This window comes from Nonomuraea bangladeshensis, assembly GCF_039529455.1.
Lineage (GTDB): Bacteria > Actinomycetota > Actinomycetes > Streptosporangiales > Streptosporangiaceae > Nonomuraea > Nonomuraea bangladeshensis.
Genome location: NZ_BAAAMV010000001.1, coordinates 857902 through 872021 on the forward strand (window position 1 = coordinate 857902; position 14120 = coordinate 872021).

Below are 14120 nucleotides of genomic sequence, written 5' to 3' on the forward strand. Positions count from 1 at the left end.
GCCTCCCGGTCAGACCCCGTACGCCCGCCGCAACGCCGCGATCCTGGCCTCCCGCGCCCGGAGGCTCAGCGCCGCGCCCGGCACCATCATGTCGAACCCGTGGAAGGCCCCCGGATACAGGTGGAACTCGGTCGACACCCCGGCCCGTGCGAGCCGCACGGCGTAGTCCATGTCCTCGTCGCGGAACACCTCCACCTCGCCCACGTCGATGAACGCCGGCGGCAGCCCCGACAGGTCCTCGGCCCGCGCCGGGGCCGCGTACGGGGACACGTCGGGCCCGCCCGCCCGCTCGCCGAGCAGCGCCCGCCACCCGTAGCGGTTCGCGGACCTGTTCCAGACCACGGCGTCGGCGTGCTGCTCGCTGGAGTGCGTGGCGTCGCGGTCGTCCAGCATCGGGCAGAGCAGGAGCTGGAAGGCCACGTCGGGGCCGCCGCGGTCGCGGGCCAGCAGCACGGTCGCCGCCGCGAGCCCGCCGCCCGCGCTGGCCCCGCCCACCGCCAGCCTGGCCGGGTCGATGCCCAGCTCGGCGGCGGACTTGGCGGTCCACACCAGCCCCGCGTAGCAGTCCTCGACCGGCGCGGGGTGCGGGTGCTCCGGAGCCAGCCGGTAGTCCACGGAGACCGCGACCAGCCCCAGCCGCTCCACGTAGTCGATCATCATCGCGTCGTCGAACTCGGGACTGCCCATGATCATGCCGCCGCCGTGGATCCAGTAGAGGCCCGGCCGCTCCCCGCCGCCGCCCGCCGGGCGGTAGATCCGCACCCGCACCTCGGGCGCGTCGTCCGGCCCGGGGACGTGCCGGTCCTCGATGGTCACGCCGGTCTCCGGCCGTGGCACGGCGGCCACGAACGCGTCGGCCTCCGCGCGCCGCGCCCGCAGATCCTCCAGCGTCATGGCCGCGAGGTCGACGACGGGCATAGGGGCCGCCTCGATCGCGGCGCGCAGCTCGGGATCGAGATTGGGGTGGTAGGTCATGTCAGTGACCCTTCCACGCCACGCCGGGCGGTACTCCTCCGCAGGTGGATATCCGTGATCCTTGGCGGCATGCTGGCGGACATGTGCCATTCCACCGACAGCAGGCCGCCCGCTCCGCCCGTCCAGGGAGAGGTGGCCTCGCACGAGCAGTTCGAGCTGACCGCGGCCGACGGCAACCGCTTCATGGCCTTCAGGGCCGAGCCCGCCGAGCCGAACGGCCGCAGCGTCGTGATCATGCCGGACGTGCGCGGGCTGCACCCGTTCTACCGCGACCTCGCGCTGCGCTTCGCCGAGGCGGGCTTCCGTACGATCGCGATCGACTACTTCGGCCGCACCGCGGGCATCGGCGACCGCGGCGACGACTTCGACTTCATGACGCACGTCAAGCAGCTCGACGCCGACGGCATCCGCGCCGACGTGCGCGCCGCCACCGACGCGCTGCCCGGCCCGGTCTTCACGGTCGGCTTCTGCATGGGCGGCGCGCACTCCTGGCGGCAGGCCCACGAGGGCACCAACGGGATCGCCGGCGGCATCGGCTTCTACGGCGCGCTGCGGGCCATTCAGGCGCCGGAGACCGGTCCCGGCGCGCCCGTGCTGCTGCTGCGGGGCGGCGCGGACACGGTCTCCACGCCGGAGCAGTTCGCGGCGTACGAGGCGGCGCTGGAGCGCGTCGGCACCCCGTACGAGGAGCACGTGTACGAGGGCGCACCGCACTCGTTCTTCGACCGCTCGTACAAGGAGTGGGAGAGCGCCTGCCAGGACGCCTGGCGGCGGATCCTGTCCTTCACCGAGCGGCACGCTCAGCCCAGGTAGGCGGCGCGGACCACCGGGTCCTCCCGCACCGCGGCCGGGGCGCCGGCCGCGATGACCCGGCCGAGGTCGAGCACCACGACGCGGTCGCAGACGTCCATGACGAAGCCCATGTCGTGCTCGACCAGCAGCACGGTCGTCTCCAGCGCCCGGACGACCTCGGCGAGCCGGGCGGTCTGGGCGGCGTCGAGCCCGGAGGTGGGCTCGTCGAGCAGCAGCAGCGCGGGCCGGTCGGCGAGCGCCCTGGCCAGCTCGACGAGCCGGCGCCGGCCGACGGGCAGCGCGGCGGCGTACGCCTCGCGCAGCGGCGCGAGCCCGCACAGCTCCAGCACCTCGGCCACGCGCTCGCGCCGCTCCCGCTCGCGCCGCCGCCGTCCCGGCCAGCCGGCGAGGTCGGCGACGAGCCCGCCTCCACCCCCGTGCCAATCCAGCGCGGCCAGTACGTTGTCCGCCACGGTGAGCCGGCCGAAGACCTGGGTGCGCTGGAACGTGCGGCGCACCCCCGCCCTGGCCCGCGCGGCCGGCGACGTCCCGGTCAGGTCGCGCCCGCGCAGCCGGACCCGGCCCGCGTCGGGCCGCCGCAGCCCGGACACCACGTCGAACAGCGTGGTCTTGCCCGCGCCGTTCGGCCCGATCACCCCGCACACCTGACCCTCGGGCACCTCGAACGACACCTCCTCCAGCGCCCGGACCCCGCCGAACGCCACCGACACCCCCTCGATCGCCAGCACCGTCAGCCCACCCCCAGGTACGCGGCCGTGAGCCGGTCGCCGTCGACCTCCGACCGCGGACCCGCCCAGGTGATCCGGCCGAGCCGCATGAACGCCACCCGGTCGGCGAGCGCCAGCGCCTCGGTAGCCTTCTCCTCGACCAGCAGCAGCGCCACCCCGCGCTCGCGCAGCTCGGCGAAGACTTCGAAGACCTGCCGGACGAGCAGCGGCGCGAGCCCGAGCGACGGCTCGTCGGCGATGAGCACGCGGGGCGGGCGGACCAGCGCGGGGGCGAGCGTGAGGAGCTGCTGCTCGCCGCCGGAGAGGGCGCCGGCGAGCACGTCGCGGCGCTCGGCGAGGCGCGGCAGCCGCTCGTAGACGGGCCGGGGGTCGGGCAGCCAGGTGCGCAGGTTCTCCTCGACGGTGAGGCCGGGGAAGACGCCGCGCCCCTCGGGGGCCAGCAGGATTCCGGCCCTGGCGCGGCGGTGGGCGGGCCAGGAGGTGACGTCCACGCCGTCGAGCAGGATCCGGCCGCCGGTGACCGGCAGGTCTCCGGCGGCCACGGCGCAGGCGGTGGACTTGCCGGCGCCGTTCGCGCCGAGCAGCGCGACGACCTCGCCTGGGCGGACGGCGAGGTCCACGCCGCGCAGGACGGGGGAATCGGCGTACCCGGCGGCGACACCCTCCAGCCGGAAGACCGCGCCCTCGACCGGCGACGACACCGATGGGCCGGTGACCGGTTCCGCAGGCGGCGGCTTCCGGTGGCGCAGCTCGGCGAGCTGGGTGAGCACGCCGTCCGGGTGTTTGGCCAGGATCATGCCGCCGAGGCCGAACAGGATCGCCCCGACGTGCGCGGAGACGTCCCAGGTGGCCAGCAGCTCGGGCACGGCGACCGCGACGAGCCCGCCGAGCACCGCGCCGCCGATCCGGCGCACGCCCTGGAGCACCACGATCGCCAGCCAGACGAACCCGGAGAAGGCGGGCAGGTCGGTGGCGGTGATCGAGCCCTTCGCGACCGCGTACAGCACCCCGCCGAGCCCGGCGATCGCCGACGCCAGCACGAACAGCGTGATCTTGGCGCGGGTCGGCGACAGCCCGCAGGTGAGGGCGGCGGCCGGGGCCGAGCGCACGGCGAGGATGGCCCGCCCGGACGCCGACCGTTCCAGGTTGCGCACCAGCACCGCGACGCCGCCGATGAGCACGAGCAGCACCGCGACCAGCACCCGGGGGTCGGAGGTGTCGGCGAGGCCCAGCCCGAGCGCGGGCAGCGGCCAGCCGATGGTGCCGTTGCTGAAGGCGTCCACCTGGAAGAGCACCTGGTCGGCGAGGAGCGCGAGGGCGAGCGTGGCCAGCGTCAGCACCCGCCCGCCGAGACGCAGCGCGGGCAGCGCCACGAGCAGCCCGGCGGCCGCCGCCGCGAGCACGCCCAGCCCGATCGCGGCGGCGAACGGCAGCCCGGAGGCGAACGCCCAGCCGCAGGTGAGCGCGGCCATCGCGGCGAAGGCGGCCTGCGCCAGGTTCACCATGCCGCCGATCCCGGTGACCACGACGAACGAGCAGAAGATCAGCGCGAGCACCAGCCCCTGCGCGGCCACGCCCACGTAGTACGGGGGCGCGGCGAGCGCGAAGACGGCCAGCGCGGCCAGCCCGGCCGCCCACGGCAGGCGGCGGCGCCACTGCGGCAGCCCGGCCAGGTGGTCCGGCGGCGGGGCGTCCTCGGCGGCGCTGCCCGCGACCCGCTCGCGCGAGCGGTTGAGCAGCACCAGCCCGGCGAACAGCAGGATGACCGGCACGGCGGTGCGCAGCCCGGTGACCTCCTGGAGGAAGCCGGTGTACCCGGCGACCAGGTTCTGCACGACGCCGAGGGCGAGCCCGGCGGCGAACGTCCACGGGATCGAGCGCAGCCGCCCGAACACCGCCGCCGTGGCCGAGGCGAACAGCAGCACCGTGTACGCGGTCGCGTCCAGCCCGAGCACCGCCACGGCCAGCACCCCGGCCAGCCCGGCGAGGCCCGAGCCGAGCATCCAGGCCAGCGCGGAGGTCGCGTCCGGGTCGATGCCGCGCAGCGCCGCCAGGTCCCGCCGGTCCACGCAGGCGCGCATGCGCAGCCCGTACGGGGTGTGCCGCAGGAACGCCCACAGCCCGATCGCGGTGACCACGGCGAAGCCGAACGTGATGAGCTGGTCGGTGTCGAGCGTGACCCCCAGCACGCCGACGGGCACGGACGGGTGCGGGCCGACGCCGCGCGGCAGCGAGGTGGCGTCGGCGGGCGGCAGCCCGGCCAGGTCCACGACGAGCAGGCCGAGTGCGGGCAGCGCGATCGTCAGCCCGATGGTGGCGACGATCTGCGCGGTCTCCCCGGCCCTGGCGAGGCCCCTGAACATGGCCTTGTGCAGCACGTAGCCGAGCGCGGGCGTGAACACCCCGGCCGCGAGCAGCGCCGAGAGCCAGGCGGGCAGCCCGGCGGCGGCGTTGAGCTCGTGGAACAGCAGCGCGGCCAGGAAGCCGAGCGCCCCGTGGGCGAAGTTGAACACCCCGGTCGCGGCGTAGGAGAGCGTCAGGCCCGCTCCCATGATCGCGAAGATGCCGCCGGTGACCAGGCCGCTGAGGACGTATCCGACGATCATTTGAGCGGGACGTTGTCGAAGCACTTCATGCTCTTGGCCACCTGGAAGGCGCCGCCCTCCAGCTTGACCAGGGCGCCGCAGCCGTTCGGCTCGGTGTGGTCCTTGGGGTACTCGATCCGGCCGAAGCCCGGGTTCTCGTACAGGTAGGAGCCGTTGGCCGTGTCGAGGAACCTCTCCCTGGTGAGGTCCTTGCCGGTCTTGCCGAGCAGGTCGAGGAAGATGTCGGCGGCCCAGTAGCCGATAGCCAGGTGCTGGGTGAGCGGGGTGCCGGGGGCGACCTTCTCGACGTCCTGCTTCAGCCGGGCGATCTCGGGGGCGGTGGACTCGAAGGGCTCGAACATCGGGGCGGCGATCACGCCGTCGAGCGCCCTGGCGCTGGCCGGGTCCTTGAGTATGGCGACGTCGTAGCTGGTGGCGTCGGTGAGCGTGCCCTTGTATCCGGCCCGTTTGAGCGCGCCGTACAGGCCGACGTTGAACTTGGTGCCGGCGATCACCGAGACCACCACGTCGGGCGGGCCGCCGTCGTCGGAGGTCATGATCTTGTTGACGTACGGGAGCCAGTCGGGGGGCGGCGCGGCGGCGGGCAGCCCCGAGTCGACCCCGGCCAGCTCGAAGCCCGCGGCGGTGAAGGACTGGGAGATGGTGGTGCCGCCGTACTTGCTGCCGCTGGAGTCGCTGGTCTGGACGTACACGCTCTTGCCCTCGGCGCCGCCGAGCAGCTCGGCCATCTGCCGGCCCCACCAGGTCTGGGAGCCGTCGCCCTGCTTGGGGGCCAGGCAGCCGTTGTAGCCGAAGCCGGTCCTGGTGCCGCACCACTGCGGCCCGGTGGCCCAGCCGAACCACGGCACGCCCTGCTGCTCCAGGAAGGCCGCGCCGCCGAAGTTGGGCGCGTGCACCGGCACCAGGGCGAAGACCTGGTCCTTCTGCACGAGCTTCTTGGCGGCGGCGTCGCCCTTGGCCGCGTCCTGGGCGTCGTCCTCCGCGCCGATGAACTCGATCGTCCTGCCGTGCACGCCGCCCTCGGCGTTGGCCCGTTCGAAGCGGGCCTTCGCGCCGATCTCGGCGTCCTTGGTGGAGTAGCCGCTGGCGCTGGTCTTGGTGAGCACGCCGCCGACCTTGACCGTCGTGCCGGTGACGCCCGGCGCGGCGCCGCCCTCCTGCCGGGGTGCGCCCTTCTGCTGGGCGGCGCAGCCTGCTGCCGCCGCCAGCAGCACCGGTAGGAGCACCGCCGTCACACCCCGCCGTGCGATCATGGTCACCTCATGATTTGGCCTAGCGCTCGCTTGGTTTGGGGTGAGCGTAAATTCGGCGGGAAAGGGTGTCAACGGCCTACCTAGCAACCGCTTGCTCGAACTACTCGGCCCGGTTAGCGTGAGGCGCATGCTGATGCGCGCGGCCGTGCTGACCGGGTTCCAGGCCCCCATGGAGATCCGCGAGGTGGAGATCGACGACCCCGGCCCCGGCGAGGTCCGCGTACGGATCAAGGCGTCCGGCGTGTGCGGCTCCGACCTCAAGGCCATCGACGGCAAGAGCCCCGTCGTGCGCGAGCCGCCGTTCATCCTCGGGCACGAGAGCGCGGGCGTGGTGGAGAGCGTCGGCGCGGGCGTCACGGGGCTCAGGCCCGGCGACCCCGTCGTCATCGCCATGAACGGCCCGTGCGGGCGCTGCCGGCACTGCGGCGCGGGACGGTTCCACCTGTGCTCGGGCCCGGCCCGGCTGCAGGCGATCATGGGCGGTGCGCCCCGCGTCCGGCTGGACGGCCGGGAGACCCGCCGCTTCATCGGCATCGGCTCCTTCGCCGAGTACGCGGTCGTCGCCGAGACCATGTGCGTCAAGGTCGACGGCACCGCCGACTTCGCCGCCCTGGCCCTGCTGGCCTGCGGCGTCGTCACCGGCGTCGGCGCGGTGCTCAACGTCGCCCGGGTGGAGCCCGGCTCGTCGGTCCTGGTCGTGGGCTGCGGCGGCGTGGGGCTCAACGTCGTCCAGGGCGCGGTGCTGGCGGGCGCGACCACGATCGTCGCGGCGGACGTGGCCGAGCCCAAGCTCAAGCTGGCCGAGCGCTTCGGCGCCACCCACACCCTGCTCGCCGCCGACCTCCCACGCCAGGTGGGCGAGCTCGTACGCGGCGGCGCCGACTACGCCTTCGACGTGACCGGCGTCCCCGGCGTGCTGGCGCAGGCGTTCGCCGCCACGAGGCAGGGCGGCACGACGGTCATGGTGGGCAGCCCGCCGGCGGGGCGTCCGGTGGAGCTGGACTCCGGGCTGCTGTTCGCCTCCCGCCGCCTCATGGGCACCCAGGGCGGCGACGCCGCGCCGCACCGCGACCTGCCCACGCTGGCCGGCCTCTACCGGCGGGGCCGCCTCGACCTGGACGGCCTGATCTCCGAACGCCTCCCGCTCGACGCGGTCAACGACGCCGTCGCCCACGTACGGGAGGGGACCGTCGCGCGCACGGTCATCACGTTCTAGGCTATTCTAAGCTTCCTTAGAACGTTAGAAGGAGGCGGAATGTCCTACCCCCCGATCCGTTACGAAGGCGAGAAGGGCACCACCGGCGGCGTCCTGCGGGCCGGCGACCTCGCCCCCGACCTCCGGATGGGCGAGAACGGCACCCAGGTCCACTACCTCGGCACCGGCGACTCCACCGGCGGCGCGTTCGGCCTCTACCGCTGGGAGATGGGCCCCAACCCGTCCGGCCCGAGCCCCCACTTCCACCGCACGATCACCGAGTCGTTCTACGTGCTGTCCGGCGAGATCAAGCTGTTCAACGGCGACACGTGGGCCACGGGCCGCCCCGGCGACTTCCTGTTCGTGCCGGAGGGCGGCATCCACGCCTTCCGCAACGAGTCGGGCGTGCCCGCCTCGATGCTGATCCTGTTCACGCCGGGGGCGCCCCGCGAGGCGTACTTCGAGGAGCTGGCCGACATCGCCAACACCGGCCGGGAGCTCACGCCCGAGGAGTGGACGGAGCTCTACCTCCGGCACGACCAGTACATGGTCTGATGCCGGAGTTCCCCGAGGAGCCGATCTACCAGCAGCTCGCCCGCGTCTCCAAAGCGCTCGCGAGCCCGGTGCGGCTGCGCCTGCTCGACGTGCTCGACCAGCGCGAGCGCACGGTCGAGGAGCTGGCCGCGGCGGCCGGCGTCGCGCTCAAGAACACCTCGGCGCAGCTCCAGCAGCTCCGCGCCGCCCACCTGGTGACCAGCAGGAGGGACGGCCCCCGGGTCTACTACCGGCTCGCCGACGAGCGGGTCTCCCGCTTCCTCGGCGAGCTCCAGGGCTTCGCCCACGACCGGCTGGCGGGGCTGCGCGACGCCGTACGCGACCGGCTCGGCACGATGGAGGGCGTCACCGCCGGCGAGCTGGCCGGCCGCCTGACCGACCCGGCCACGCTCGTCCTCGACGTGCGCCCGGCCGCCGACTACGCGGCCGGGCACGTCCCCGGGGCGGTCTCGATGCCGCTGGCCGAGCTGCGCGAGCGGCTGGCCGAGCTGCCGCGCGACGCCTCGATCGTGGCCTACTGCGGCGGACCGTACTGCGTGGTCTCGCCCGAGGCCGTACGCGTGCTGCGCGAGCACGGCTTCGACGCCCGCCCGCTGGACGGCGGCTACCTGGGCTGGCGGCGCGGAATGTGATATTCACTGCGAGTGACCAAACGATCACGACAGGGGCAGGCGCGCCTGCGCGCCACCCGCACCGCCACGGCCGGTCTGCTCGGGGCTCTCGCCCTGGGCGGCCCGGCCCCGGTCTCCGCCGCCCGCCTCTACGACTTCGCCGTGCCCGACGTCGTCATCCGGAGCGAGCCGACGGCGAGCTCCGGCCAGGTCGGCCTCGGCCAGCCCGGCGAGAGCTTCGCCCTGCACCGTTCCGAGGAGCACGAGCTCTACCGCTGCGGCCCGTTCGCGAGCACCCTGTGGCACCACGGCCGCAACCTGGCCACCGGCGTCACCGGCTGGGTGCCCGCCTGCGACACCGACGACCCCGACTGACGCCTACACCCCGGCGGGTTGCCGGTGCTTGGGGGCCGGCGTCGCGGCCTCCTCCTCGTCCTCCTCGTGACCCTCCACCGACAGGTTCGGCAGGATGCGGTCCAGCCAGCGCGGGCACCACCAGTTGGCCCGGCCGAGCAGCACCATCGTGGCGGGCACCAGGAAGCCGCGGATGATCGTGGCGTCCACCGCGATCGCCACCGCGAGCCCCACGCCGAACGTCTTGACCAGCGCGTCCGGATAGGCGATGAACGCCACGAAGACGGCCACCATGATCAGCGCGGCGGAGGTGATGACCCGCCCGGTCGAGCCGAGCCCCTCGGCCACCGCCCGCGCGTTGCGCCCGTGCCGCGCGTACGACTGCCGCACCGCCGTCAGCAGGAACACCTCGTAGTCCATCGACAGCCCGAACAGCACCGCGAACAGCATCAGCGGCACATAACTCTCGATCGGCACGGTGAAGAAGACCGTCTGCAGGTACGACGAGCTGACCGGCGCGTCCATGCCCACCAGCCCGCTGCCGAGCCCGATCGAGAACACCAGCGCCAGCGCCCCGAACGCGGCCCCGAGCGAGACCAGGTTCATCACCGCCGCCTTGATCGCGACCACCGGAGCCCGGAAGGCGAACAGCAGCAGCAGCGCGCTGAGCAGCACCACCACGCCGATGACCAGCGGGGTGCGCTCGGCCATGCGGTCACCGGCGTCCGTGAGCCCCGCGACCTTGCCGCCGACGTGCACGTCCACGCCGGGCAACGCGATCTTCCTGACCTCGTGGACGACGTCCACGGTCCGGCTGTCGCTGGGGGCGTACTCGGGGATCGCCTGGAGCAGCACCGAGCGGCCCGAGTCGTTGACCTTGGGGTCGGTGACGTGCGCGACGCCCTCGACGTCCGCGACCGCGCTCTTGAGCTCCTTGACCAGCGGGTCCTTGGCGTCCTTCACCTTCTCCGGCAGCTCGGCGACCACGATGAGCGGGCCGTTGGAGCCGGGGCCGAAGGCCGTGGCCATCAGCTCGTACGCGCGCCGCGAGTCCGAGCCCTGGGTGCCGTACCCCTCGTCGAGCGAGCCGAGCTTGAGCGCGAGCGCCGGGGCGGCCAGCGCGCCCAGCACGACCACGCTGGCGAGCAGCACCCGCCACGGCCGGCGCGCCACCCACGAGCCGAGCCCGGCCCAGCCGCCGCCCCCGGAGCCGCCGGTGCGCAGGCCGGGCACCTTGAGCGCGTTGACGCGGTGGCCGAGCAGCCCGAGCAGGGCCGGGACGAGCGTGATGGAGGTCAGCACGGCGGCGACGACGGAGATGCCGGTGACCCAGCCGAGCGTGGCCAGCAGCGGGAACCCGGCCAGCAGCAGCGCGCTCAGCGCGATGATCACGGTGCCGCCGGCGAAGACGACCGCGCCGCCCGAGCTGGCGACCGTGCGGCGTACCGACTCGACCACCGGCACGCCCTGGGCGAGCAGCCGGCGGTGGCGCGAGAGCAGGAACAGCGCGTAGTCGATGCCGACGCCGAGCCCGATCATCGTGGCCATGATGCCGGCCTGCTTGGGCATGTCCACGGCCCAGCCGAGCAGCCCGATCAGGCCGAGCCCCGAGGCCACGCTGACCAGTGCCGCGAAGATCGGGACCAGCGCGGCGACCAGCGTCCCGAACGCGAACACCAGCACCAGCAGCGCGCACACCACGCCGATGATCTCGCTCGGCCCGGTCTTGATCTCCTTGTCCGCGGGGCTGGAGCTGTCGGCGGGGACGACCTCCAGCCCGGCGGCCCGCGCGGGGTCGGCGGCCTTCGACAGGGTCTGCGTCGTCTCGGCGACCTTGTTGGGGTCCTGGCCCTGGAGCCTGACGCCGATGACGCCGATCTGCAGGTTCGAGGAGATGCCGCCGACACGGAAGGGCGTGTCCACCTTGTCGACGTGCGGCACCTGGCGGATGGCCGTGATCGCGTCCTCGACGGCCCGCTTGCGCTTGTCCTCCAGCAGCGGGCCGTCGGGCGAGTACACCAGGAGCTGGATGCTCCCGCCCTGGTCGTAGCCGGGCCCGAAGCCCTCCTTCATGAGGTCGTGGGCACGCTGCGCGTCGGTGCCGGGGATGCTCGCGTCGTTGCTCGTGGGGCTGGGGAAGGCGAGGTTCGCTCCCATGAGGCCGGCCGCCACGACGACCCATAATGCGAGTACGATCCCGCCGTGCCGCGCGCACCAGCCGCCCAGCCGACCCAGCAACCGCGTCATCGCTCCGCCCCCACCCTCGACGCCCGTCCTGTACGGTCGTACAAAATACGATAAGGCCGGAACAGTCCGGCAGGCTGCCCCCCTCAGGGAAATGAGACGATGACCACAGCCGACGACACGCGCACCCGGATCCTGGCCGCGGCCAGGGAGTTGTTCGCCGAGCGCGGCTACGCCGCCACCTCACTCGCCGACATCGCCGCCGCCGTCGGCCTCACCAAGACCGCCGTCGCCTACCACTTCCACCCCAAGGACCGGCTGGCGTCCGAGCTGCTGTCGCCGGTGGCCGGCGACATGCTGGCGCTGCTCGGCGACGACTACGCCGACCGGCAGGCGTTCGTGTCGGCGCTGGTCTCGTTCGCGGTGCGCTACCGGTCGGTGATCCGGCTGTTCATGGAGGACCTGGCCGGCGACGACGCCGTCTCCCCCGTCTCGCCCGACTCGGAGGCGGCGGCGATCCGCACCTTCCGCGACGGCATCTTCGTCAAGCTGGCCGGAGAGGACCCGGACCCGGCGACGACCGTACGCTGCTGGGCACTGCTCGGAGCGCTGCAGTGGGGCGTGGCCAAGACGATGGACCTGCCGGAGGACGAGGTCGAGGCGTTCCTCCTGGAGGCGGTCCGCACCTTATGACCCCCGCCGCAGCCTTCTCAGGAGGATTCCGGGGGGACCTCGCTGCCGCCGGACGGGAGCGTCGGGGTGGCGGTGGGCTCGGGTTCGGGGGCGGGCTGGCGCTGCAGGCCGACGGTGAGGACGACGGCGGCGCCGGAACCAGCGCACGTGCCCGCCTGGAGGCTCTGGGCGATGACCAGGCCCACCTGTGACGCGTTGTCGACCACCTGACCTCGCGCCCGTACGGCGAGGCCGGCGGCCCGGAGCGCGGCGCGGGCGTCCGCGCGGGACCGGCCGACCACCGAGGGGACGCTCACGCCCTCCCTGGACACGGTCAGCGCCACCGCCGTGCCCCCCGCGACGCGCGTGCCCGGCTCGGGTCGCGCGGCGATGACGCTGTCGTCCGGCTTGGCTGAGCACATACGGGTGACCGCGCCCGCCTTGAGGCCCGCGGCGGCCAGGGCCGACAGGGCGGCCTCGCGCTGCTGCCCGGCCACGGACGGGACGGGGACCCCCGCCGACACCCGGAGCGCGACCGCCGCGCCCTTGACCGCCCGCGCGCCGGCGGCGGGCTCGCTGGACAGCACCTTGCCGATCTTCTCCGGCGAGTCGGCCTGGGTCACCGCGCCGGGGACGAGACCTGCCCGCTTGATGGCCTTGACCGCCGCGGCCCGGTCCAGCCCGGTCAGCGCCGGGACGGTCACCGGGGGCGGCCCGGCGGTGCCCGGGAGGGTGGCGGGGTTGGTTGCGGGGTTCGTACCCGGCCGGGGCTGGGTGCGGTCGGCGGGCTGGTTCCGCTGGCCCTGGCGGGGCGGGCCGGCGGTGGACGGCGGCTTCGTGGTGCGGGGCCCGGACGTCACGGGCCGGGTCCCTGCCACCGGACCGGCCACCTGCGCGGCCTGGCCGTTCCTGCCGATGGTGGGGACGAGGACGGCGAGCAGCACGGTCGCGGTCACCAGCAGGGCCACGGAGACGGCGAGCGCCGCCCGCAACCATCCCGTCCTCCTGGCAGGATCCCCGGCGACCCGCAGCCGGCCACCTCCGGGCGCCCCCACCCCCGGCCCGCCCCTCCTGGGCGGCCCCGTCCCCGCCCCGCCTCGCCCGGCGGCCGGGGACGTGGGAGCGGGTGAAGCCGAGGAGGCCGCGGCGCCCGGGGAGGCGGGCTCACTGGGGTCGTCTCCTCCGGGGAGAACGTAGCCGCCCGGGGTGCCGGTGGCCTCGGGCTCGGCGACCGGCAACCGCTGCTCGGGAACCAGGGCCTGGGCAGGCGGGTCCGGCGGGGGCGGGGCGCGGAGGATGTGCGGGGGCGGGGTGGCGAGGACCTCGGAGGGCAGTGCCGCCGCCGACGACTCCCCCAGCAGCTCGAACAGCAGCTCCCTGCTCCCCGGCCGGTTCCTGGCGTCCTTCTCCAGGCACGCCTCCACCAGCGCCCGCAGCCGCCCCTCCAGCCGGCCCAGCTCGGGCGGAGCGGTGAGGATGCGGTGCAGGACCGGCGCCACCGAGTCCTGCCCGAACGGGGCCGTCGCGTTGGCGGCGAAGCACATGGTCGCGGCCCACGAGAACACGTCCGCCTTCCCGGTGACGGCCGACGCGGTGATCTGCTCCGGCGCCATGTACGCCGGCGTCCCCACCCCCCTGCCGCTCACCGTCGCCGCCGCGTCGAGGGCGCGGGCGAGCCCGAAGTCGATCACGCGCGGCCCGTCGGACCCGAGCAGCACGTTCTGGGGCTTGAAGTCGCGGTGGACGATGCCCGCCCGGTGGATCGCGGTGATCGCGGTCGCCGTGCCGACCGCCAGCCGCTCCAGCGCGCCGCCGCGCCGCGGCCCGGTCAGCGCGACCTCGCGGGCCAGGGACGGCCCGTCCACGTACTCGCTGACGATGTACGCCCGGCCCTCGTCGAACCCGGCGTCGATCACCTGCGCCGTGCAGAACCTCGCCACGTGCTTGGCCAGCTCGACCTCGCGCAGGAACGCCGCCCGCTCGTCGCCCACCGGCCCGTGGAGCAGCTTGACCGCGTACGCCTCGCCGTCCCTCGCGCCGAGGAACACGACGCCCTGGCCGCCCTCCCCGAGGCGCCCGGACAGCTCGTACGCTCCGAGCCGGGCCGGGTCCCCCGTCCTGAGCGGCTGTGCCGTTGGCACCGGGTGCCTCCCCTCGCCGCCACCCGTTCCTGC

General features: G+C 74.3%; 12 protein-coding genes. 6 read left to right on the plus strand and 6 right to left on the minus strand.

Annotation, left to right across the window (positions count from 1 at the left end; genetic code table 11):
• Nucleotides 1-9 precede the first annotated feature (9 nt).
• Nucleotides 10-975 carry an alpha/beta hydrolase gene (locus ABD292_RS03810; RefSeq protein ID WP_344205217.1) on the minus strand — a complete coding sequence of 322 codons (966 nt, stop codon included), beginning with the start codon at nucleotides 973-975 and terminating at the stop codon, nucleotides 10-12.
• Nucleotides 976-1044: 69 nt separating this feature from the next.
• On the opposite strand from ABD292_RS03810, the gene ABD292_RS03815 reads away from it, so the two are divergent.
• On the plus strand, nucleotides 1045-1788 hold the full coding sequence (locus ABD292_RS03815; protein ID WP_344205218.1) for a dienelactone hydrolase family protein: 744 nt from the start codon (nucleotides 1045-1047) through the stop codon (nucleotides 1786-1788).
• On the opposite strand, the gene ABD292_RS03820 is transcribed toward ABD292_RS03815, so the two are convergent.
• From ABD292_RS03820 to ABD292_RS03830, 3 genes are read right to left on the minus strand one after another with little or no spacing between them, the layout of a single operon-like run.
• Nucleotides 1776-2516: an ABC transporter ATP-binding protein gene (locus ABD292_RS03820; protein WP_344205220.1), complete on the minus strand. Its 741-nt coding sequence runs from the start codon at nucleotides 2514-2516 to the stop codon at nucleotides 1776-1778. The genes ABD292_RS03815 and ABD292_RS03820 overlap by 13 nt on opposite strands.
• 2 nt (nucleotides 2517-2518) lie before the next feature.
• Nucleotides 2519-5122, minus strand: coding sequence for an ABC transporter permease subunit (locus tag ABD292_RS03825; protein WP_344205221.1), 2604 nt, complete (start codon nucleotides 5120-5122; stop codon nucleotides 2519-2521).
• On the minus strand, nucleotides 5119-6375 hold the full coding sequence (locus ABD292_RS03830) for an ABC transporter substrate-binding protein (RefSeq protein WP_344205222.1): 1257 nt from the start codon (nucleotides 6373-6375) through the stop codon (nucleotides 5119-5121). Before ABD292_RS03830 ends, ABD292_RS03825 begins: the two co-directional genes overlap by 4 nt.
• Before the next feature lie 127 nt (nucleotides 6376-6502).
• Between ABD292_RS03830 and ABD292_RS03835 the strand changes: the two genes are divergently transcribed.
• Genes ABD292_RS03835 through ABD292_RS03850 form a run of 4 tightly spaced genes read left to right on the plus strand, consistent with a single transcriptional unit; the run spans nucleotide 6503 to nucleotide 9111 of the window.
• A complete protein-coding gene (locus ABD292_RS03835) occupies nucleotides 6503-7591 on the plus strand; it encodes an alcohol dehydrogenase catalytic domain-containing protein (protein ID WP_344205223.1) in 1089 nt (362 codons plus the stop codon).
• A 39-nt stretch (nucleotides 7592-7630) separates the two neighbouring features.
• Nucleotides 7631-8125: a cupin domain-containing protein gene (locus ABD292_RS03840; protein WP_344205224.1), complete on the plus strand. Its 495-nt coding sequence runs from the start codon at nucleotides 7631-7633 to the stop codon at nucleotides 8123-8125.
• Nucleotides 8125-8757 carry an ArsR/SmtB family transcription factor gene (locus ABD292_RS03845; protein WP_344205225.1) on the plus strand — a complete coding sequence of 211 codons (633 nt, stop codon included), beginning with the start codon at nucleotides 8125-8127 and terminating at the stop codon, nucleotides 8755-8757. The genes ABD292_RS03840 and ABD292_RS03845 overlap by 1 nt, the downstream gene beginning before the upstream one ends.
• A gap of 12 nt (nucleotides 8758-8769) precedes the next feature.
• Nucleotides 8770-9111 carry a hypothetical protein gene (locus ABD292_RS03850; protein WP_344205227.1) on the plus strand — a complete coding sequence of 114 codons (342 nt, stop codon included), beginning with the start codon at nucleotides 8770-8772 and terminating at the stop codon, nucleotides 9109-9111.
• Nucleotides 9112-9114: 3 nt separating this feature from the next.
• Here ABD292_RS03850 and ABD292_RS03855 read toward each other — a convergent pair whose 3' ends face one another.
• Complete coding sequence (locus ABD292_RS03855) at nucleotides 9115-11337, minus strand: MMPL family transporter (protein ID WP_344205229.1); 2223 nt, start codon at nucleotides 11335-11337, stop codon at nucleotides 9115-9117.
• Between the two features lie 99 nt (nucleotides 11338-11436).
• Here ABD292_RS03855 and ABD292_RS03860 point away from each other — a divergent pair, with 99 nt between their 5' ends.
• The gene (locus ABD292_RS03860; RefSeq protein ID WP_329583547.1) at nucleotides 11437-11967 is read left to right on the plus strand and encodes a TetR/AcrR family transcriptional regulator; all 531 of its coding nucleotides are present in this window, start codon (nucleotides 11437-11439) and stop codon (nucleotides 11965-11967) included.
• 17 nt (nucleotides 11968-11984) lie between these two features.
• Here the strand turns inward: ABD292_RS03860 and ABD292_RS03865 are convergent, their stop codons facing one another.
• Nucleotides 11985-14087, minus strand: a complete 2103-nt coding sequence (locus ABD292_RS03865) for a protein kinase domain-containing protein (RefSeq protein ID WP_344205232.1) — start codon at nucleotides 14085-14087, stop codon at nucleotides 11985-11987.
• Nucleotides 14088-14120 lie beyond the last annotated feature (33 nt).

Coding starts and splice junctions, on each gene's coding strand:
- ABD292_RS03860 (WP_329583547.1), top strand. CDS start 11,437: ATGACCACAGCCGACGACACGCGCACCCGGATCCTGGCCGCGGCCAGG.
- ABD292_RS03835 (WP_344205223.1), top strand. CDS start 6,503: ATGCTGATGCGCGCGGCCGTGCTGACCGGGTTCCAGGCCCCCATGGAG.
- ABD292_RS03830 (WP_344205222.1), bottom strand. CDS start 6,375: ATGATCGCACGGCGGGGTGTGACGGCGGTGCTCCTACCGGTGCTGCTG.
- ABD292_RS03855 (WP_344205229.1), bottom strand. CDS start 11,337: ATGACGCGGTTGCTGGGTCGGCTGGGCGGCTGGTGCGCGCGGCACGGC.
- ABD292_RS03815 (WP_344205218.1), top strand. CDS start 1,045: ATGCTGGCGGACATGTGCCATTCCACCGACAGCAGGCCGCCCGCTCCG.
- ABD292_RS03825 (WP_344205221.1), bottom strand. CDS start 5,122: ATGATCGTCGGATACGTCCTCAGCGGCCTGGTCACCGGCGGCATCTTC.
- ABD292_RS03840 (WP_344205224.1), top strand. CDS start 7,631: ATGTCCTACCCCCCGATCCGTTACGAAGGCGAGAAGGGCACCACCGGC.
- ABD292_RS03845 (WP_344205225.1), top strand. CDS start 8,125: ATGCCGGAGTTCCCCGAGGAGCCGATCTACCAGCAGCTCGCCCGCGTC.
- ABD292_RS03810 (WP_344205217.1), bottom strand. CDS start 975: ATGACCTACCACCCCAATCTCGATCCCGAGCTGCGCGCCGCGATCGAG.